Origin of the sequence: Bradyrhizobium sp. LB14.3, assembly GCF_040547985.1 — a bacterium.
In the GTDB taxonomy this organism is placed as follows: Bacteria; Pseudomonadota; Alphaproteobacteria; order Rhizobiales; family Xanthobacteraceae; genus Bradyrhizobium.
The window spans coordinates 131446-149935 of sequence record NZ_JBEPQT010000009.1; the positions used below are offsets into that span (position 1 = coordinate 131446).

General features: G+C 63.8%; 18 protein-coding genes. 13 read left to right on the forward strand and 5 right to left on the reverse strand.

The window, feature by feature from the left end:
- Positions 1 to 131: 131 nt before the first annotated feature.
- Complete coding sequence (carA, locus tag ABIB00_RS18900) at positions 132 to 1322, forward strand: glutamine-hydrolyzing carbamoyl-phosphate synthase small subunit (RefSeq protein WP_354052506.1); 1191 nt, start codon at positions 132 to 134, stop codon at positions 1320 to 1322.
- Positions 1323 to 1570: 248 nt separating this feature from the next.
- Positions 1571 to 2092 carry a cupin domain-containing protein gene (locus tag ABIB00_RS18905; RefSeq protein WP_354105388.1) on the forward strand — a complete coding sequence of 174 codons (522 nt, stop codon included), beginning with the start codon at positions 1571 to 1573 and terminating at the stop codon, positions 2090 to 2092.
- A gap of 123 nt (positions 2093 to 2215) precedes the next feature.
- Here the strand turns inward: ABIB00_RS18905 and ABIB00_RS18910 are convergent, their stop codons facing one another.
- A complete protein-coding gene (locus ABIB00_RS18910) occupies positions 2216 to 2740 on the reverse strand; it encodes a Dps family protein (RefSeq protein ID WP_354105389.1) in 525 nt (174 codons plus the stop codon).
- Between the two features lie 113 nt (positions 2741 to 2853).
- Between ABIB00_RS18910 and ABIB00_RS18915 the strand changes: the two genes are divergently transcribed.
- The gene (locus tag ABIB00_RS18915) at positions 2854 to 3555 is read left to right on the forward strand and encodes a class I SAM-dependent methyltransferase (RefSeq protein WP_354105390.1); all 702 of its coding nucleotides are present in this window, start codon (positions 2854 to 2856) and stop codon (positions 3553 to 3555) included.
- Between the two features lie 239 nt (positions 3556 to 3794).
- Here the strand turns inward: ABIB00_RS18915 and ABIB00_RS18920 are convergent, their stop codons facing one another.
- Entirely contained in the window at positions 3795 to 4166 is a 372-nt protein-coding gene (locus ABIB00_RS18920; RefSeq protein ID WP_354105391.1) for an ArsR/SmtB family transcription factor, read from the reverse strand.
- A gap of 111 nt (positions 4167 to 4277) precedes the next feature.
- Between ABIB00_RS18920 and ABIB00_RS18925 the strand changes: the two genes are divergently transcribed.
- The 3 genes from ABIB00_RS18925 to greA all read left to right on the forward strand — a co-directional run bounded on the left by ABIB00_RS18925 (position 4278) and on the right by greA (position 9728).
- Entirely contained in the window at positions 4278 to 5447 is a 1170-nt protein-coding gene (locus tag ABIB00_RS18925) for an MFS transporter (protein ID WP_354105392.1), read from the forward strand.
- A 142-nt stretch (positions 5448 to 5589) separates the two neighbouring features.
- Entirely contained in the window at positions 5590 to 9054 is a 3465-nt protein-coding gene (gene carB / locus ABIB00_RS18930) for a carbamoyl-phosphate synthase large subunit (protein ID WP_354105393.1), read from the forward strand.
- 200 nt (positions 9055 to 9254) lie between these two features.
- Positions 9255 to 9728 carry a transcription elongation factor GreA gene (greA, locus tag ABIB00_RS18935; protein ID WP_247339301.1) on the forward strand — a complete coding sequence of 158 codons (474 nt, stop codon included), beginning with the start codon at positions 9255 to 9257 and terminating at the stop codon, positions 9726 to 9728.
- A 167-nt stretch (positions 9729 to 9895) separates the two neighbouring features.
- On the opposite strand, the gene ABIB00_RS18940 is transcribed toward greA, so the two are convergent.
- Complete coding sequence (locus ABIB00_RS18940) at positions 9896 to 10375, reverse strand: Lrp/AsnC family transcriptional regulator (protein ID WP_247339296.1); 480 nt, start codon at positions 10373 to 10375, stop codon at positions 9896 to 9898.
- A 265-nt stretch (positions 10376 to 10640) separates the two neighbouring features.
- Between ABIB00_RS18940 and trxB the strand changes: the two genes are divergently transcribed.
- From trxB to ABIB00_RS18965, 5 genes are all read left to right on the forward strand, one after another.
- The gene (trxB, locus tag ABIB00_RS18945) at positions 10641 to 11606 is read left to right on the forward strand and encodes a thioredoxin-disulfide reductase (protein ID WP_354105394.1); all 966 of its coding nucleotides are present in this window, start codon (positions 10641 to 10643) and stop codon (positions 11604 to 11606) included.
- A gap of 5 nt (positions 11607 to 11611) precedes the next feature.
- A complete protein-coding gene (locus tag ABIB00_RS18950) occupies positions 11612 to 12535 on the forward strand; it encodes a LysR family transcriptional regulator (RefSeq protein ID WP_247320655.1) in 924 nt (307 codons plus the stop codon).
- Positions 12536 to 12996: 461 nt separating this feature from the next.
- Positions 12997 to 13905 carry a 4-hydroxy-tetrahydrodipicolinate synthase family protein gene (locus tag ABIB00_RS18955; RefSeq protein ID WP_354105395.1) on the forward strand — a complete coding sequence of 303 codons (909 nt, stop codon included), beginning with the start codon at positions 12997 to 12999 and terminating at the stop codon, positions 13903 to 13905.
- Positions 13906 to 14080: 175 nt separating this feature from the next.
- Positions 14081 to 14227, forward strand: a complete 147-nt coding sequence (locus ABIB00_RS18960) for a hypothetical protein (protein WP_247339292.1) — start codon at positions 14081 to 14083, stop codon at positions 14225 to 14227.
- Positions 14228 to 14325: 98 nt separating this feature from the next.
- Entirely contained in the window at positions 14326 to 14505 is a 180-nt protein-coding gene (locus ABIB00_RS18965) for a hypothetical protein (protein ID WP_027565323.1), read from the forward strand.
- Positions 14506 to 14581: 76 nt separating this feature from the next.
- Here ABIB00_RS18965 and ABIB00_RS18970 read toward each other — a convergent pair whose 3' ends face one another.
- Together ABIB00_RS18970 and ABIB00_RS18975 are read right to left on the reverse strand one after the other, a co-directional pair.
- The gene (locus ABIB00_RS18970) at positions 14582 to 15259 is read right to left on the reverse strand and encodes an AAA family ATPase (RefSeq protein ID WP_007596685.1); all 678 of its coding nucleotides are present in this window, start codon (positions 15257 to 15259) and stop codon (positions 14582 to 14584) included.
- 458 nt (positions 15260 to 15717) lie between these two features.
- Positions 15718 to 16092 (reverse strand): hypothetical protein, encoded by a 375-nt coding sequence (locus ABIB00_RS18975; protein ID WP_354105396.1) that lies wholly within the window; start codon positions 16090 to 16092, stop codon positions 15718 to 15720.
- Between the two features lie 304 nt (positions 16093 to 16396).
- Here ABIB00_RS18975 and ABIB00_RS18980 point away from each other — a divergent pair, with 304 nt between their 5' ends.
- Together ABIB00_RS18980 and ABIB00_RS18985 are read left to right on the forward strand one after the other, a co-directional pair.
- Positions 16397 to 17563 carry a CaiB/BaiF CoA transferase family protein gene (locus ABIB00_RS18980; RefSeq protein ID WP_354105397.1) on the forward strand — a complete coding sequence of 389 codons (1167 nt, stop codon included), beginning with the start codon at positions 16397 to 16399 and terminating at the stop codon, positions 17561 to 17563.
- Between the two features lie 2 nt (positions 17564 to 17565).
- Positions 17566 to 18489, forward strand: a complete 924-nt coding sequence (locus ABIB00_RS18985) for an HpcH/HpaI aldolase/citrate lyase family protein (protein WP_354105398.1) — start codon at positions 17566 to 17568, stop codon at positions 18487 to 18489.
- The last annotated feature ends 1 nt before the right edge of the window (position 18490 follow it).

Below are 18490 nucleotides of genomic sequence, written 5' to 3' on the forward strand. Positions count from 1 at the left end.
CCCGGAATTTGCCGGAAATTATGCCACCGAGCTTAAGGGCCCGAGGAGAGCTGTCAAATATGCAAAAACGCATGTGAATCCGCGCTTCTCCGCTTTGACGGCAGCGCCCGCGGGGACTATGAACCGGGCTTATGACACAATCCGAAAACGATACCGCCTGGCCGGACCACAAACCGACCGCGCTGTTGGTGCTTGCCGACGGCACGGTGCTTGAAGGCTTTGGTCTCGGCGCCGAAGGCCAAGCCGTCGGCGAGGTCTGCTTCAACACCGCGATGACCGGCTACGAGGAGATCCTCACCGATCCCTCCTATGCCGGCCAGCTCATCACCTTCACCTTTCCGCATATCGGCAACGTCGGCACCAACGACGACGACATCGAGACGGTGAACATGGCTGCGACGCCCGGCGCGCGCGGCGTGATCCTGCGCACCGCGATCACCGATCCCTCGAACTACCGCGCCACCAAGCATCTCGACCAGTGGCTGAAGGCGCGCGGCATCATCGGCCTCTCCGGCATCGACACCCGTGCACTGACCGCGCTGATCCGCAGCAAGGGCATGCCCAACGCCGTGATCGCGCACGCCAGGGACGGCGAGTTCGATCTGCATGGCCTGAAGGAAGAAGCGCGCGAATGGCCGGGCCTCGAGGGCATGGACCTCGTGCCGATGGTCACCTCCGGCCAGCGCTTCACCTGGGACGAGACGCCGTGGCTGTGGGAGAAGGGCTTTGGCCGGCAGGACCAGCCTGAGTTCAACGTGGTCGCCATCGACTACGGCATCAAGCGCAACATTTTGCGCCTGCTCGCCGGCGTCGGCTGCAAGGTGACGGTGGTGCCGGCAACGACCTCGTCCGAAGATATTCTTGCGATGAAGCCGGACGGCGTGTTCCTGTCGAACGGTCCGGGCGATCCGGCCGCGACCGGCAAATATGCGGTGCCTGTGATCCAGGACGTGATCAAGTCGGGCACGCCGACATTCGGAATTTGTCTCGGTCACCAGATGCTCGGCCTCGCGGTCGGCGCCAAGACGAGGAAGATGCATCAGGGCCATCACGGCGCCAATCACCCCGTGAAGGATGAGACCACCGGCAAGGTCGAGATCACCTCGATGAACCACGGCTTTGCCGTGGACGAGAGCACCCTGCCGACGGGCGCGACCCAGACTCACATCTCGCTGTTCGACGGCTCCAATTGCGGCATCCAGCTCGACGGCAAACCGGTGTTCTCGGTGCAATACCACCCCGAGGCCTCACCGGGCCCGCGCGATTCGCACTATCTGTTCCAGCGTTTCGCGGACCTGATGCGGCAGAACAAGAGCGCGTAAGGACCACGGCTCCCGTGCCCCGGGCGCAGTGCCATAGCGCGTCGAGACGCGCGTGAACGCGCTTTAGGCGCCGCTCTTAGCGGCGTGATGCGCTGCTGAACCGGGGCCCATGCCCGCGGCACTCTGGGTCCCGGCTCTGCGCAGCAACGCAAGAGCGCTGCAGCGCGTCCGGGACACGAGACCTCCAGAGGAACGCCTCCTCCTGCTTTAATGTTGTCTCGACACCTTCGTGCAGCAGGAGCCCCGCCATGCCCGCCGTCCGCGACAATGCCGAGCCGCTCGCCATCGTGTTCGAGGACGACGGGCTCGTGCCGAACAACATCCTCCCGTTCCTGGCCTACCAGGGCGCGGTGAAGCTCGATTCCAGACAGCCGGAAGAGACGATCGAAAGTTTGTTCGAAGCGAACGGCTGGGGCGGGACGTGGCGCAATGGGGTCTTCGACTATCTGCACTATCACGCGACGGTGCATGAGGTGCTCGGCGTTGCGCGCGGGAGCGCGCGGGTCCGCTTCGGTGGCGACCCCGGTCAGGAGCTGGAGATCAAGGCCGGGGACGTCGCGATTCTCCCTGCCGGCACCGGGCATCGATGCATCAAGGCGAGCGAGGATTTCTGCGTGATCGGCGCCTATCCGCCGGGTGCGAAGATGGAGATCACCCGGGCGACGCCGGAGAATCACGCGAAAGCGCTGAAGACGATTCCAAACGTCGCGCTGCCGCCGGCCGATCCGGTGACGGGCAAGAATGGCGCGTTGATGCGGTTGTGGCGGTAGTCGCAACGACGGTGCCGCAGGGTGGGCAAAGCCAAGCGTGCCCACCAAACGACTTGAACTGCAGATAGATGGTGGGCACGGCGCGCGAAAAGCGCGCCTTTGCCCACCCCGCCACAGCGTGCCCTACGCCTCGTTGGCGCCTTCCTGACGTGTGGCTTCGAACAGGAACCAGGTGCGGCGCTCGGTCTCGTCGATGAAGTTCTCGAGGATGCTGGCGCTGGCGACGTCGCCGGCCTCGTCGCACACCTCGTGCGCTTTTCGCATCGCGCTCGCGACGTGCTTGTTGTCCTGCATCAATTCACGCAACATCTCGCGCGGCGGGACGTAGTCCTCGTTGTTGTCCTTGATGGTCTGGAGTTTCGCGACCTGGCCGATCGACTTCAGCGTGGTACCGCCGATCTTGCGAACCCGTTCAGCGAGCCGGTCGGTGGTGGCGAAGATCTGGTCGGACTGTTCGTCGAGCAGCAAATGATAGTCGCGGAAATGCCGGCCGCTGATGTGCCAGTGGAAGTTCTTGGTCTTCAGATACAGCGCGAACGCATCGGCCAGAAGCACGTTGAGCGCCTCCGAAACCTTCTTGACCGCCTGAGGCGACAGATCGGTGGGGGTATCGAGGTCGGGCGAGACCTTGGTAGGGGCTTTGCTCACGGGAAACCTTCCTGTTAGGACGCGGACATTGACGGCGCGCCGTCGCACCCCTAACGCAGGCGGGCAGCGCCGGTTCCTTTGGCGGAACCGTTTGGCCGGGGCCCTCAGATACCATGGACGATTGGATCGATTATTACGACTCGACGCATACGATCTATGTCAGCAAGCTGCATCGCGACTTGCACTTCCAGATCATCGCGCGGGACATCATCGGCTATATCTCCTCGCCCGAGGCGACCGTGCTCGACTATGCCTGCGGCGAGGCGCTGTCCGCGAGCCAAGTGGCGGCGGCCTGCGGCAAGTTGATCCTCGCCGAGCCTGCGCCCGGCGTTCGCGGCCGGTTGATCGCGCGGTTTGCCCCGAACACGAAGATCCGCGTCCGCTCGCTCGACGAGGTCCGCAACATGCAGGAGCAGTCGATCGATCTCGCCGTGATGAACTCGGTCGCGCAATACATGACGCCGGACGAGCTCGATGCCGCGCTCCTCAACTTCCGACGTATTTTGAAGCCCTCCGGCAAGCTGGTGCTCGGCGACATCCTCCAGCCCAACGTCGGCATGTTCAGGGACGTCACAGCGCTGCTCAGCTTCGGCCTGCGTCACGGCTTTTTGAAAGATGCGCTGATCGGGCTGATCAGCACCGCGCTGTCAGATTACCGTCATCTGCGTACGCGCATCGGGCTGCAGCGCTATAGCGAGGACGAGATCACCGCCAGGCTCAAGGCCGCCGGCTTCGCGGTCCAGCGCGCTGACGGCAATATCGGCCACAATCGCTGGCGGATGACCTTCATCGCGCGGCCGCCTTTGGTGCGTTAAGCATAACGATTGCCTGGGGTGGCTTGTCGCACCCCGATCGGCAATGATCGCCACGGCCCGGTGGCGGAAGCGTCTACGCGAGAGCAGTGCATCGCTCTTCATCCTGGTTCAAATCCAGGCCGGGTCTCCAGCCTTCGCTGGCTTCGCCAGCTTCGGCCAGGCGAGCCATTTCGTAGCGAAGGCTGCCTCGACGAAGCCCGAAGGGCGAAGTCGGGCGTTGGCGCGCAATCGTCTCAGCTTCAACCCGCAGCAGGCACTTCGCACTCCGACAGCAGCTGAAGCCGGTCGGCATCCTTCGCTGCCGATTTCACCACCGCATCGAGCAGACCGGGGAAACGGGCATCCAGATCCTCGTAGCGCAGCCGCATGAAGCGGTTGGTGCCCGCCACGCGCGTCTGCATCAGACCGGATTCCCGCAGCTTCGCGAAATGATAGGCGAGATTCGACTTGCCGCTGAGCGCATTGAAGTCGCCGCAGCACAATTCGCTACTGACACCTTGCTGCTGGGCGAGCTGGTAGACGATCGCCAATCGGATCGGATCGCTCAGGCAATCCAGAACCATCGGCAGCTCGATCTGCTCGCGGGTGGGGTGGGGAGGCGTGCGGCTCATGGTCTGACGATCATAGCGAAATGGCCTCGATGTTCAATAGTTCTTGAACCAATTGACTCCTGCACCGGTCCAATTGATAGTTCAATAAACATTGAACATGGGGATTTTCCGATGAGCGTATTCTGGTTGGCCTTGGCGGCCTTTGCGATCGGCACGGAAGGCTTTGTCATTGCAGGACTTTTGCCGGCGATCGCAACCGACCTGTCAATTTCCGTCTCCGCCGCCGGCCAATTGGTCACCGCCTACGCCCTCACCTATGCCGTGGCCTCGCCAATCCTGGCGGTGACGCTGAACAATATCGACCGCCGCACCGTGCTGGCCCTGGCGCTATCGACCTTCATCGCCGGAAACCTCGCGGCGATGGTGGCGTCCAATTACGGCCTGCTGCTGGCCTCGCGCATGCTGATGGCGCTGGGCTCCGGGCTGTGCATGCCGACCGCGCTGGCCGTATCCGTGGCCGTCGCCTCGCCGGAGCGGCGCGGCCGCGCGGTGGCGCTGGTCACGTCGGGACTCACGGTTGCGACCGTCATCGGCGTTCCCCTCGGGAATCTCGTCGGCAGCCTCTTCGGATGGCGTGCGACCTTTGCCATGGTCGCCCTGATCGGCGCCGTCGCGCTCGTCGCCCTCCTGTTCGGCCTGCCCCGCGGCCTGCCGCGCAACACGGCCTCGCTCAGCGAGCGGCTGGCGGTGGCGCGTCACAGCAATGTCCTGATCGCGCTCGTGATCACGATTTTATGGGCGCTCGGCGGCTTCACAATGTTCACCTATTTCGCGGTCCCGCTGCGCGCGCTGGGCTTCGATGCCTCGCGCATCAGCCTCGCGCTCCTGGTGTTCGGCGCGGCCGCGGCGATCGGGAACATGCTCGGCGGCCTGTTGGCCGACCGGCTGGGCACCATCGTCACCGCGGCGCTCGGCCTGACCGGCATGGCCGGCGCGCTCTTCCTGCATTCGCTGGTGCTGAAATTCCTCCCCGGCCAGGCGCATTACGCGATCCTGGGCCCGATCTTCCTTCAGGGCCTTTCGGGCTGGGCGTTCTATCCGGCCCAGGTCGCCAGCATCATCCGGATCGACCCCAAGGCCTCGATGATTGCGCTCTCCCTCAACGCCTCGGCCATGTATCTCGGCTTCGCGATCGGCGGAGCCTTGGGAGGCGCCGTGCTTGCTTCATGGAGCCCGGCTGATCTCGGCTGGGTCGGCGGATTGAGCGTTTCGGCTGCCCTTCTGGTGCACCTTGCCCGTGGCTGGCAGGCCCGACCAAAACCGGTCAAAATTGCCGGTTGATGGGCGTTTTTCGGGGTTTCGCCGCCCCGAAAACTGGTCTAAGACCCACCCGCGCGCAGGGAGACCACCGCGCTCTCGGCCAAAGGGACGCGCAGCAAGCGCGCCCTTTTTTTGTGCCCAAATTCCACTTCGGCGAGAGTTGATGCCCAAACGTACAGACATCACCACCATCCTGATCATCGGCGCCGGTCCCATCGTGATCGGACAGGCCTGCGAGTTCGACTATTCGGGCACGCAGGCGGTGAAGACGCTGAAGGAAGAGGGCTACCGCATCGTCCTCGTCAATTCCAACCCGGCCACCATCATGACCGATCCGGAATTGGCCGATGCGACCTATATCGAGCCGATCACGCCCGAGATCGTCGCAAAGATCATCGAGAAGGAACGTCACGCCATCCCCGGCGGCTTCGCGCTGCTGCCGACCATGGGCGGACAGACTGCGCTGAACTGCGCGCTGTCGCTGCGCCGGCAGGGCACGCTCGAAAAGTTCGACGTCGAGATGATCGGCGCCACTGCGGACGCGATCGACAAGGCCGAGGACCGCCAGCTGTTCCGGGAGGCCATGACCAAGATCGGGCTTGAGACGCCGAAGTCGCGGCTCGCCAACGCCTCCGCTCTGAAGAAGTCCTTCCGCGACAAGTACCAAGCCGAACGCGCAAAGGCCTCGGGCGCGGCGCTCGCAGAGCTCGAGCAGCAGTGGACCCTCGGCGAAAGCGACCGCCGCAAGCGCTATCAGGAACATGCGCTCGGCCAGGCGCTGATGGCGCTGTCCGAGATCGGCCTGCCCGCGATCATCCGCCCCTCCTTCACCATGGGCGGCACCGGCGGCGGCATTGCCTACAACAAGGAAGAGTTCCTCGACATCATCGAGCGCGGCCTGGATGCGTCTCCCACCAACGAAGTACTGATCGAAGAATCCGTGCTCGGCTGGAAAGAGTACGAGATGGAGGTGGTGCGCGACAAGAAAGACAATTGCATCATCGTCTGCTCGATCGAGAACCTCGATCCGATGGGCGTGCACACCGGCGATTCCATCACGGTGGCGCCGGCGCTGACGCTGACCGACAAGGAATACCAGATCATGCGCGACGCCTCGCTGGCGGTGCTGCGCGAGATCGGCGTCGAGACCGGCGGCTCCAACGTGCAGTTCGGCGTCAATCCCGAAGACGGCCGCATGGTCGTCATCGAGATGAACCCCCGCGTGTCGCGTTCCTCCGCTCTGGCTTCGAAAGCCACCGGCTTTCCGATCGCAAAGGTCGCCGCCAAGCTCGCGGTCGGCTACACGCTCGACGAAATCTCCAACGACATCACCGGCGGCGCCACGCCGGCCTCGTTCGAGCCGACGATCGACTATGTCGTCACCAAGGTGCCGCGTTTCGCCTTCGAGAAATTCCCCGGCGCCTCCACCACGCTGACGACGTCGATGAAGTCGGTCGGCGAAGTCATGGCGATCGGCCGCACCTTCCAGGAAAGCCTTCAGAAGGCCTTGCGCGGGCTCGAGACCGGTCTCACCGGCCTCGACGAGATCGAGATCGAAGGTCTCGGCCGCGACGACGACAAGAACGCGATCCGCGCCGCGCTCGGCACGCCGACACCGAACCGGCTGCTCCAGGTCGCCCAGGCGATGCGGCTCGGCTGGTCGGACGAGGAGATCTTCAATTCCTGCAAGATCGATCCGTGGTTCCTCAGCGAGATGCGCGGCATCGTCGACATGGAAGCGAAGGTCCGCAAGAGCGGCCTGCCGGGCAACGCGTTCGGCATGCGCACGCTCAAGGCCATGGGCTTCTCCGATGCCCGGCTTGCGATGATCGCGGAGACGACCGAGGCGGAGGTGACGGCGAAGCGCCACGCGCTCGGCGTCCGCCCGGTCTACAAGCGCATCGACACCTGCGCGGCCGAGTTCGCTTCGCCCACCGCCTACATGTACTCGACCTATGAGGCGCCGTTCGCGGGTGCGCCTGCGGACGAGAGCGCGCCGTCCGACAAGAAGAAGGTCATCATCCTCGGCGGCGGGCCGAACCGCATCGGTCAGGGCATCGAGTTCGACTATTGCTGCTGCCATGCCTGCTTCGCGCTGCATGACGCCGGCTACGAATCCATCATGGTCAATTGCAACCCGGAGACGGTGTCGACCGACTACGACACCGCCGACCGGCTCTATTTCGAGCCGCTCACCGCCGAGGACGTGCTGGAGATCATCGCGAAGGAGCGCACCAACGGCACGCTGCATGGCGTGATCGTGCAGTTCGGCGGCCAGACCCCGCTCAAGCTGGCGCGCGCGCTGGAAGCCGCCGAAGTGCCGATCCTCGGCACCTCGCCCGACGCTATCGACCTGGCTGAGGACCGCGACCGCTTCAAGCGGGTGCTCGACAAGCTGCGGCTGAAGCAGCCGAAGAACGGCATCGCCTATTCGGTCGAGCAGGCGAGGCTCGTCTGCACCGATCTCGGACTGCCGCTGGTGGTGCGCCCGTCCTACGTGCTCGGCGGCCGCGCGATGCAGATCATCCGCGAGGAGAACCAGCTCAACGATTACCTGCTCGGCACGCTGCCGGAGCTGGTGCCGTCTGACGTCAAGGCGCGCTACCCGAACGACAAGACCGGGCAGATCAACACTGTGCTCGGCAAGAACCCGCTGCTGTTTGACCGCTATCTCTCCGACGCAACCGAGATCGATGTCGATTGCCTCTGCGACGGCAAGGACACCTTCATCGTCGGCATCATGGAGCACATCGAGGAAGCCGGCATCCATTCCGGCGACAGCGCCTGCTCGCTGCCGCCGCATTCGCTCGATGCCAAGATGATCGAGGAGCTGGAGCGGCAGACCCGCGAGCTCGCGCTGGGCCTCGACGTCGTCGGCCTGATGAACGTGCAATACGCCATCAAGGACGGCGATATCTACGTGCTCGAAGTCAACCCGCGCGCCTCGCGCACGGTGCCTTTCGTCGCCAAGGTGGTCGGCACGCCGGTTGCGAAGATCGCGGCGCGCGTCATGGCCGGCGAAAAGCTCGCTAACTTCAAGTTGAAGAAGGCGGACTTCAAGCATGTCGGCGTCAAGGAATCGGTATTTCCGTTCGCCCGCTTCCCCGGAGTCGACACCGTGTTGGGTCCGGAGATGCGCTCGACCGGCGAGGTCATGGGTATCGACCGCTCCTTCGCGGTGGCGTTCGCCAAGAGTCAGCTCGGCGGCGGCACGCGGGTGCCGCGCAAGGGCACGGTGTTCGTCTCGGTTCGCGAGAGCGACAAGACGCGCATCGCCGAGGCCGTTCGCGAGCTGCATTCGCTCGGCTTCAAGGTGCTGGCGACGTCGGGCACGGCGCGCTTCCTGACCGACCAGGGCATCCCGACCGAGAGGGTGAACAAGGTGCTGGAGGGCCGGCCGCACATCGTCGACGCCATCACCAATGGCGACGTCCAGCTCGTCTTCAACACCACCGAAGGCCCGCAGGCGCTCGCCGACAGCCGTTCTCTGCGGCGCGCGGCCCTCTTGCATAAAGTGCCGTATTACACCACTCTTTCCGGGGCCGTGGCGGCCGCGCAGGGCATCCACGCCTATCTGGGCGGGGACCTTGAGGTTCGGACCCTGCAGAGCTACTTTTCGGAAACCTGATCGCGAGCGGAAGGCCCACTTTCCGCTAAGTGACTGGCGATGAAGCCACAATGACCGGAGGAACTGTCCGGCCATTTGGTTGTTCAGTTCCGGCGCCAAGCCCATATGAACGTCCGGCGTCGAGCCCGGATAGACTGACGAATCAAGTTGCGTGCGCGCTGACATTTCGGGGCGCGCGCGACCGAAGGACGAGAGAAGAGATGGAAAAGGTACCGATGACAGCGAGCGGCTTTGCCGCGCTCGGGGAAGAATTGAAGAAGCGCCAGTCGGAGGACCGTCCGCGCATCATCGAGCATATCGCGGAGGCGCGCTCGCACGGCGACCTTTCGGAGAACGCGGAATATCACGCCGCGAAGGAAGAGCAGTCCCACAATGAAGGCCGCATCGCCGAGCTCGAGGACAAGCTCGCGCGCGCCGACATCATCGACATTTCCAAGCTGTCCGGCGACACAATCAAGTTCGGCGCCACCGTGACGCTGGTCGACGAGGACACCGAGAAAAAGAACGTGTGGCAGCTCGTCGGCGAGGTCGAGGCCGACGCCAAGAAGGGCCGCATCTCCATCACCTCGCCGCTCGCGCGCGCGCTGATCGGCAAGAAGAAGGGCGCCACCGTCGAGGTCAACGCGCCCGGCGGCTCCAAGGCGTATGAGATCACCAAGGTGGAGTGGCGATAGCGATTAGCCGTTGCGTGTGATTTGAAAAAGGCCGCGCACTGCGCGGCCTTTTTTGTTTCTGCATGTTGCTGGGAATGTGATGGGCTCGCGCCCCCACTCTCGTGTCCCGGACGCGCTGCAGCGTTCTTGCGCTGCTGCGCTGCGTCCGGGGCACGGGATCGTGCGAGCTACCTTCTTCCCCTCACGTCGAGCGGCACGGCCGCCTCGTATTTCGAGTTATGCAGCACGAGCGAGGTCCGCACGTTGCGGACGTGCGGGGCGGCGGTCAAATGGGTGACGAAATCCTGGAAGGTGGCCATGTCGGGTGCGACGCATTTCAGGATGAAATCGACTTCGCCCGACAGCATCCAGCACTCGCGCACCAGCGGCTCGGCACGGACGAACTCCTCGAAGGCGCGCAAATCAGCCTCGGCCTGGCTGGAGAGGTGCACTGCGGCAAACACCGTGACGTCGAAGCCGAGCTTTCGCGCGTCCAGGAGCCCGCGATAGCCGTGGATATACCCCTCCTCCTCCAAGGCCCGGACGCGGCGCAGGCAGGGCGGTGGCGAGATGCCGACGCGCCTGGCCAGCTCGACATTCGTGATTCGACCGTCGGCCTGAATCTCGGTGAGAATTTTCAGGTCGATCTCGTCTAGGTTCCGCGACACGTGATTGGAACTCCTGGCCTTTGCGGCGCTATTGGCGCGTTTATCGCAATCCTCATAGCGCAGACGGCCCGACCAGCGCAATTTTATTGCGCGTGCAGCGCAATCGACTTTTGTTCCTTGTTGGAAAAATCCGCCGACAGGGAATGCAATTCTTGCATAGCTCACCAGAAGGCTTAGATTAGCTCTGATATTTCAGCGCCTCCGCGAGGCCTCCCGGCACGTTCCGCGCCCGCGCTGCAATCCCCCGTGAAAGGCACCTGTCGAAATGTCCGCCGCTGTCCATGCAAAGGTCGTCATCATCGGCTCCGGCCCCGCCGGCTACACGGCGGCGATCTACGCCGCGCGCGCAATGCTCGAGCCGATTCTGATCCAGGGCGTCCAGCCGGGCGGCCAGCTCACCATCACGACCGATGTCGAGAACTATCCGGGCTTCGCCGACGTGATCCAGGGCCCCTGGCTGATGGAGCAGATGGAGAAGCAGGCGCTGCATGTGGGCACCCAGATCAAAACCGATCTGGTGGTCAAGCTCGACACCACGCAGCGGCCGTTCCGCCTCACCTGCGATAGCGGCGACGTCTATCTCGCCGAGACCGTGATCCTGGCCACCGGCGCCCAGGCGCGATGGCTCGGCATCTCCTCCGAAGAAAACTTCAAGGGCTTTGGCGTCTCGGCCTGCGCCACCTGCGACGGCTTCTTCTACCGCGGCAAGGAAGTGGTCGTGGTCGGCGGTGGCAATACCGCCGTCGAGGAAGCGCTGTTCCTGACCAATTTCGCCTCGCAGGTGACTGTGGTTCACCGCCGCGACCATTTCCGCGCCGAGCGCATCCTGCAGGACCGCCTGTTCAAGCATCCCAAGATCAAGGTGGTCTGGGACAACGCCATCGACGAGATCTGCGGCGAAGGCAATCCGGGCAAGGTCACTCATGTCCGTCTCAAGAACGTCAAGTCCGGCGCGCTCACCGAGCACAAGGCCGACGGTGTCTTCATCGCTATCGGGCATGCGCCGGCGACCGAACTGGTGAAAGACCAAGTCAAGCTCAAGCCGTCGGGCTATGTCGAGGTCGCCCCGAACTCGACCGCCACCTCGGTGCCCGGCCTGTTCGCCGCCGGCGACGTCGCCGACGAGACTTATCGTCAAGCGGTCACAGCGGCCGGCCTCGGCTGCATGGCGGCTCTCGAAGCCGAACGTTTCTTGGCCCTGCGCGCCAGCGAGCGCGCGGCAGCGGAATAAAGATCATGGCACGAACACGCGACGGATTCACGGATATGGACTGGGACAAGCTGAAGGTGTTTCACGCGGCGGCGGAAGCGGGAAGCTTCACCCATGCCGGCGAGCAGCTCGGCCTGTCGCAATCGGCGGTGTCACGCCAGGTCTCGGCGCTGGAGCAGGAGCTCTCGGTCTCGCTGTTCCACCGCCACGCCCGCGGCCTGATCCTCACCGAACAGGGCGACCTCCTGTTCCGCACCGCGCATGACGTGTTCATGCAACTGCAGGCGGCGCGCGCCAAACTGACCGACAGCCGCGAGCGGCCGAGCGGTGATCTCAAGATCACCACCACGCCCGGCGTCGGCATCAACTGGCTGATCCCGCGGCTCGGCGAATTCACCGCGCTCTATCCGGAAATCCGGATCTCGCTGATCGTCACCGACGAAGAGCTCGACCTCTCGATGCGCGAGGCCGACGTCGCGATCCGCACCCGCAAGCCGACGCAGCCGGATCTCATTCAGCGCAAACTTTTCGCGATGGGCTTCCACGCCTATTGCTCGCCTGATTACATCAAGCGCTTCGGCACGCCGCGCACGCTGGAGGAGCTCGATTCCCACCGCATCATCACGCTCTCCGACGGCACCTTCGCGCCGCATCTTCAGAACCGCAACTGGCTGGTCGAAGCGGGACGCAACGGCTCGGGTCCGCGCGAAGCCTATTTCAGGGTCAACAACATCCTCGGCCTCGTCCGCGCATGTCAGCAAGGCCTCGGCATCGCGGCGCTGCCGGACTATCTGATCGAAGAACAGAGCCGCCTCGTGCAGCTGTTCGGCGAATCGGATTCGATCCAGCTCGATACGTATTTTGTCTATCCGGAAGAGCTGAAGACGGTCGCGCGTGTGCAGGTGTTCCGCGACTTCGTGGTGAGCAAGGCGCAGCGCTGGCCGTCCTAATTTCCGCATGACTGACATGCGGCCTCGGCTGTTGCTGCAGGCCGCTCGTCAAGCTCATACTGCTTGCACGCTGAGCCTTCGCGTTGCGCATTTGTCCCCCTCCTCCAGTGGCGCGGGAGTTCAGTAATCCCTCTTGGAAGGTGATTGTGTCGGCCTCACGTGGCCAATACCTTAAGCCGGGCTCGTTCGAGCCCGGCTTTTTTTTGACCTCTACGGCTTTCGCGTTCCGCGAGTGTTGACAGTTCCATGCGTACCCCGCATCCTTTGCAAATGATCACGAAGTCGTGCGCAATTTCGTTCGAGGCAGCCGTCTCGAAAAAAGGCCCCCATCCGGGGACCTCGGATTTTTGCGCGCGCTAAACAAGCTTCGTCATCGCGAGCCAAACCCCGAAAGCCCCGCCGCCTGGACGGGGTTTTTTCATGTGCCTCGTCTCAGGTTTTTCCCGAGAAGGAGATGGAACATGACCGGACTACAGGAACATTTGCACGGGCTCTGGCTGCCGCTGGTGACGCCGTTTCGCGACGGCGCTCTCGACGAAAGGTCGCTGCGGCGGCTGACACGGCATTACAGCGAACAGGCCGTTGACGGCTTCATCCTGGGGGCGACCTCCGGCGAAGGCATGACGCTGCGCGACGCCGAGCTCGAACGCCTCGTCGCCATCGTGCGCGACGAGATGACCACCGGCCCCAGCAGGCTTCCGATCTGCCTCGGACTATCAGGCGCTGACACGGCGCGGCTGAAGGACCGCCTCGATGAAACCGCGGACTGGCCGATCGACGGCTATCTGATCGCGAGCCCCTATTATGTGCGGCCGTCGCAACGCGGCGTGCTGGCGCATTTCGAGGCGCTCGCCGATCACGCCGCCTGGCCGCTCGCGCTCTACAACATCCCCTATCGCACCTCGGTCAACATCACCAACCAGACGCTGCTGCGGCTTGCCGAGCATCCGAACATCATCGGCCTGAAGGATTGCGGCGCGAGCCGCGAGCAATCCATCGCGCTGCTGCGCGACCGTCCCAAGAACTTTCGCGTGCTGACCGGCGAGGACGCGAACTATTTCGAGGCACTCCGCGACGGCGCCGACGGCGGCATCGTGCTGTCAGCCCATCTCGAGACCGCGACGTTTGCGGCTGTGTATGCCGAGCTGAAGCGCGGCAACCACGATGCGGCGCTGGCGCGCTGGCAGGAGGTCGCGGAACTGACGCGCCTGTTGTTCACTGAACCCAGTCCCGCGCCGGCAAAGTATTGGCTGTGGCGCACGGGCCTCGTCGACAGCCCCGAAGTGCGCCTGCCGATGGTCGAAGTCGGCAGCGAACTCGCCGCCCAGCTCGACCGCGAGATCGAGCGACGGATGCAAGTCGCGGCGTAGAGCTTCCTCTTTCGATCCACGCACGCTCGCCCTTCTCCCTTGCGGGAGAAGGGAAGACGCACCGTGGTTAACCACGCGCCAACGGCCTTCGCTGCTGCCGCATGGCGCATCCACGGCTCGTTTACGCAAACGCGCCTATCGTTTTCATTCACAGTCTTCAAAAGGGGGAATAACCATGGGGCAACGCATCCGCCCGCCGGCGGCAGATATATTCGCGTCCGCCGATCTGTTGCGCGGAATTCTGGTGGTGTCGTCGTTCGGCTTCTGGGCGGTGATGCTCGGCCTGATGCCGGTGCTGGTGTTTCGGGTCTGGCTCGCCTGACACGGAGCACGTCCGGATGGTTAATCCGTGGGTTAGACTTGTGTTCGAATGCGCGCGAGATTGCGACCCGGAATCTTAAAGCATCCCGCCTATCGTTCATGCCCATAAGCGAAGAAATCGCGGGGGCGTTTGTGAATAGTCATAACGAAGTGGCGTCGCATTACGACGCGGGACAGCAGGGTTTTACCACCGAGGACATTCTCTGGGCCGCCGGCATCTGGTCGGTGATCCTCACCCTGTCGCCGGTGATCGTATTCTACATGCTGATGGTGGCCTAGCTTTCATAGTGATCTCCGGAAACGCAAAACGCGCGGAGATCCGCGCGTTTTTCGTCCGGGGAATGATTTATGGAAATTATGCCGCCTGCTTGTGCATTGCGCCGGAAGCCGACGCCGTGCCGCGAATAGCCTTCACCGAACGTTCGATCGCCGCCCACAGCCTTGCGATTTCCTGAGCCGCACGGCTCTCGGCCTGATATTCCCGCGCGCCTTCGCCGTGGCTCAGCGCCATCAGCAAATCCGAACGGTTGGTGATCTGGCCGCCCCACACCGGGGCCCGGAATTTTGCCAGCGCTTCGCGGGCGATGGTGACGATCGGGCTTTCGGACTCGTCGCGGCGCGCCGGCGCGCCGTTGAGCACGACCGCGTAGGGCTTGCGGGCCGCACGGCACATCTGGATCGTTTCCTGCACCGCGTTGACGTCGAACACGCCGGGACGGGCGGGAATCACGACCATGGTGGCATTGCGGATGGCGTCGTCGACGACGGCCGACAGGTTCGGCGGCGTGTCGATCAACACCCATTCATAACCGTCGCGCTTGGCAGCGGAGACGATGCCGCTGACCGAGTTCACCGCGGACTTGATCGGCGGCTCGTTGGTGCCACGCAGCTTGTGCCACAGCGTGAGCGATCCTTGCGGATCCGCATCGACGAGCAGGATCGGCTTGGTCGCCTTGATCTGCGCGGCGAGATGCGCGGCCAGGGTACTCTTGCCCGAGCCACCTTTACGCGATGCAAAAACAATAACGTTCATACCTCTGCCTCCAGATTGACCCCAGGCAGCGAAAATGAATCACCGCGGTGATTCGGGAAAGAAAAATTTATCGTAAGTTATGCTGGAGCCATGAAATAACAAAGCAGGTTGGCTTTTGAGTCACACTGCTGCGTGCGACGGACAGCGACCAACTGCAGCGGACCGCGCTTCACCCCAGCAATCGTGCGTTTTTTGAGCAGGCGGGCGGGAAAATGCGGAATGCAACCTGGCCGCGCAAACCGTTTCGCGATTCGTTTACATCCCGCGTGGTCGCAAGCGTCCGCAAGCGGAGGCGAACAAAAGGAGTCCAGTGGCTGGTGTGGGGCTGATGACCCGGCCATTTTGACTCAAGGCCGTCGAACGAGGGGCCGGAAACGCAAATGCCCGGGACTTCAAATGCAGTGCGCGCTTTGCCCGGGCATGATCGCGCTTCAAAAAGGGAACGCGGTGCCGCGCCCTCAGCTTTCGCTGGGTTTCTTCTTCTTGGCCACCTTCGGCGCCGGCTTGGTGGTCTTCTTCGCGGCTTTGGGCGCGATGCTGGTCGGCTTGCCGGCGCGGGGCGCGGCCGCCATGCCGGGCTCCGGTCCAGGCCGGAAGAACGCCCGGCACTGCGGCGAGAGCTGCGACTTCTTCTGGATCATGCAGGCGGTGATGGCGTCGACGTTCGGAACGAAGTCGCCGCACAGCCGCATCGCATCCGGCGTGCAGGCCTGCTGCTCCTCCTGGGAGTAGGCAAAGCCTGCACCCGGGTGGATCAGGACGGCCAGGGCGATCCCCGAGATCGCAGCAGCCATGTATTTCATCATGGATGTCTTAAAGCGGAACGCCGGCATTGATCCCCCAAAATGTCGAGTCGGACGGAATAGTGGGTGAATGGGCGTTCGTTGGCAACCGAGCGGAGATGCGAAAGCCGGAACGTGTGCGGTCTCGGCAACAGGGTGGCCTCGCGAACAAAAACGCGAAAACAACCCCATGCACAGTAGCCAAGTCACGGCGATTGCTGGCATTTCAAATCTTAGGATTTAGCGAAATGCAGTTTGACTCGTCGGGCAAAACAGGGGCATCATGTCATCATCACAGCATGTGCGTGGGGTGGTCGGCTTGCTCCTGCGCTGGTCGAAAGCGGGAGCGGATTGCATGGAGCGAAATGAGGCGGACCTGCCGCTGTCGGGCGTGACGGTGGTCTCGCTCGAGCAGGCGATTGCGGCTCCTCTGGCCAGCCGGCATCTTGCGGACTGGGGCGCGCGGGTCATCAAGATCGAGCGGCCGGGCGATGGCGATTTCTGCCGCGACTACGATCACGTGATGAACGGGATGTCGAGCCAGTTCGTCTGGACCAACAGGTCGAAGGAGAGCCTCGCCATCGACATCAAAAGTCCGGACGGCCAGAAGGTGCTCGACGCCTTGCTGCCGCAGGCCGATGTCTTCATTCAGAATCTGGCGCCCGGCGCGGCGGAGCGGCTGGGCCTCGATGCCGCATCGCTCGTGCGGAAATTTCCCCGGATCATCGCCTGCGACGTTTCGGGCTATGGTGCGGGCGGACCCTACAGCAACAAGAAGGCTTACGATCTCCTGGTCCAGTGCGAGGCCGGCGTCCTCGCCATCAACGGCACCGAGGCGGAGCCTGCGAAGGTCGGACTTTCGGTGGTCGACATCGCCACCGGCATGTACATCCTCAACGGCGTGCTGATGGCGCTGTATCGCCGCGAGCGGACCGGCAAGGGCACCGCCTTCCAGGCCTCGCTGTTCGATTCCATCACGGACTGGATGAGCTATCCCGCCTTCTACACCCAGAGTGCGGGCCGGCCTCTGCTGCGAACCGGGGCAAAGCATGCAACGATAGCGCCGTACGGCCCTTTCCGCGTCGGAGACGGCAACACGATCTTCTTCGGCATCCAAAACGACCGGGAATGGCGATCGCTGTGCGCCATTGTCCTTGGCGATGCGGCATTTGCCGACCACCCCCGCTTCCGCACCAATCCGCTACGCATGCAGAACAGGGACGATCTGCAAACACATATCGAGCAGCGTTTTGCAGCGATGACCAGCGACAAGGTGCTGCGGCTGCTCGACCAGGCCTCGATCGCCAACGCGCATCTGAATTCGGTGGAGGCTTTCCTGGAGCACGAACAGCTCCGCTCCCGCTCCCGGGTGCAAACGGTTGGCTCACCGTGCGGACCGGTGATGAGCTTCCTGCCGGCTCTCACCATTCCGGGCCTGTCGCCCCGGATGGATCCGGTGCCTGACGTCGGGCAGCACAACCAATCCATCCTCAGCGAACTCGGTCTCGCAAAGGAGACATGACGATGGCCCCTCAGCGGCCGACGCGGGTCTATCTGGCCGTTCCCGCGCATCGCTCCCGTCTCGTCGCCAAGGCAGCTGCCTCGGCCGCGGATGCGGTGTTCATGGACCTCGAGGACGCCGTGCCGCCGTCCGAGAAGAGTGCGGCGCTGGAGGAAGCTGCGCGGTCGCTGTCCTCCCTGGATTGGGGCAACAAGATCGTCGCTGTCAGGATCAACGCCGTCGACAGCCCCTTCATCGCGCAGGAAATCCGCAAGCTAGCTGCGCTCCCCAGGCTGGATTCGGTGATCGTGCCGAAGGCGGAGCGCGCGAGCGACATCGCCGCCATTGCCGATCAGCTGCGCGCGTCCGCGCCCGGTCGACCTTCGCCTGTGACGCTCGAACTGCTGATCGAGACCGCGCTGGGTCTCGTCAATGTCGACGCGCTCGCCGCCTCGCACCAAAGCGTCGCCGCCCTTCATCTCGGTGTCGGGGATTTCGCCGCCTCGATCGGCGCCCGCTCCTCGGAAATCGGCGCGTCGCCGGAAGGCTACCGGCACGTGGGCTCCGCCCTGAGCGGCTATGCCTCCGCCCCGCTCGACCTGTTCGCCTATCCGATGATGCGCCTGCTGGTGGCCGCGCGCGCGTTCGGCCTGCGCGCCATCGACGGTCCGTGCGGCGCGTTCCGGGATGCCAAACTGACTGAAAGCAGCGCGCTCAAGGCCGCCGCCATGGGTTTTGACGGCAAGCAGGTGATCCATCCCGACCAGATCGAACCGACGCTGCGGGCGTTCGTCCCGTCCGACACCGAGCTGGCACACGCGCGGCGGGTCGTCGAGGCCATGGAGCAGGCCGAGGCGCAGGGCCAGGGCGCGGTGACACTCGACGGCAAGATGATCGACTATGCCAATGTGCGGATGGCGCGCCGGATCATCGGGCTGGGGTCTTAGC

What these genes read in the sequence shown, in the direction of transcription:
- ABIB00_RS18975 (WP_354105396.1), bottom strand. Translation starts at nt 16,092, where the DNA reads ATGCCGGCGTTCCGCTTTAAGACATCCATGATGAAATACATGGCTGCT.
- ABIB00_RS18915 (WP_354105390.1), top strand. Translation starts at nt 2,854, where the DNA reads ATGGACGATTGGATCGATTATTACGACTCGACGCATACGATCTATGTC.
- trxB (WP_354105394.1), top strand. Translation starts at nt 10,641, where the DNA reads ATGTCCGCCGCTGTCCATGCAAAGGTCGTCATCATCGGCTCCGGCCCC.
- carA (WP_354052506.1), top strand. Translation starts at nt 132, where the DNA reads ATGACACAATCCGAAAACGATACCGCCTGGCCGGACCACAAACCGACC.
- ABIB00_RS18950 (WP_247320655.1), top strand. Translation starts at nt 11,612, where the DNA reads ATGGCACGAACACGCGACGGATTCACGGATATGGACTGGGACAAGCTG.
- ABIB00_RS18985 (WP_354105398.1), top strand. Translation starts at nt 17,566, where the DNA reads ATGGCCCCTCAGCGGCCGACGCGGGTCTATCTGGCCGTTCCCGCGCAT.
- greA (WP_247339301.1), top strand. Translation starts at nt 9,255, where the DNA reads ATGGAAAAGGTACCGATGACAGCGAGCGGCTTTGCCGCGCTCGGGGAA.
- ABIB00_RS18920 (WP_354105391.1), bottom strand. Translation starts at nt 4,166, where the DNA reads ATGAGCCGCACGCCTCCCCACCCCACCCGCGAGCAGATCGAGCTGCCG.
- ABIB00_RS18905 (WP_354105388.1), top strand. Translation starts at nt 1,571, where the DNA reads ATGCCCGCCGTCCGCGACAATGCCGAGCCGCTCGCCATCGTGTTCGAG.
- carB (WP_354105393.1), top strand. Translation starts at nt 5,590, where the DNA reads ATGCCCAAACGTACAGACATCACCACCATCCTGATCATCGGCGCCGGT.
- ABIB00_RS18960 (WP_247339292.1), top strand. Translation starts at nt 14,081, where the DNA reads ATGGGGCAACGCATCCGCCCGCCGGCGGCAGATATATTCGCGTCCGCC.
- ABIB00_RS18980 (WP_354105397.1), top strand. Translation starts at nt 16,397, where the DNA reads ATGGAGCGAAATGAGGCGGACCTGCCGCTGTCGGGCGTGACGGTGGTC.
- ABIB00_RS18925 (WP_354105392.1), top strand. Translation starts at nt 4,278, where the DNA reads ATGAGCGTATTCTGGTTGGCCTTGGCGGCCTTTGCGATCGGCACGGAA.
- ABIB00_RS18970 (WP_007596685.1), bottom strand. Translation starts at nt 15,259, where the DNA reads ATGAACGTTATTGTTTTTGCATCGCGTAAAGGTGGCTCGGGCAAGAGT.
- ABIB00_RS18965 (WP_027565323.1), top strand. Translation starts at nt 14,326, where the DNA reads ATGCCCATAAGCGAAGAAATCGCGGGGGCGTTTGTGAATAGTCATAAC.
- ABIB00_RS18955 (WP_354105395.1), top strand. Translation starts at nt 12,997, where the DNA reads ATGACCGGACTACAGGAACATTTGCACGGGCTCTGGCTGCCGCTGGTG.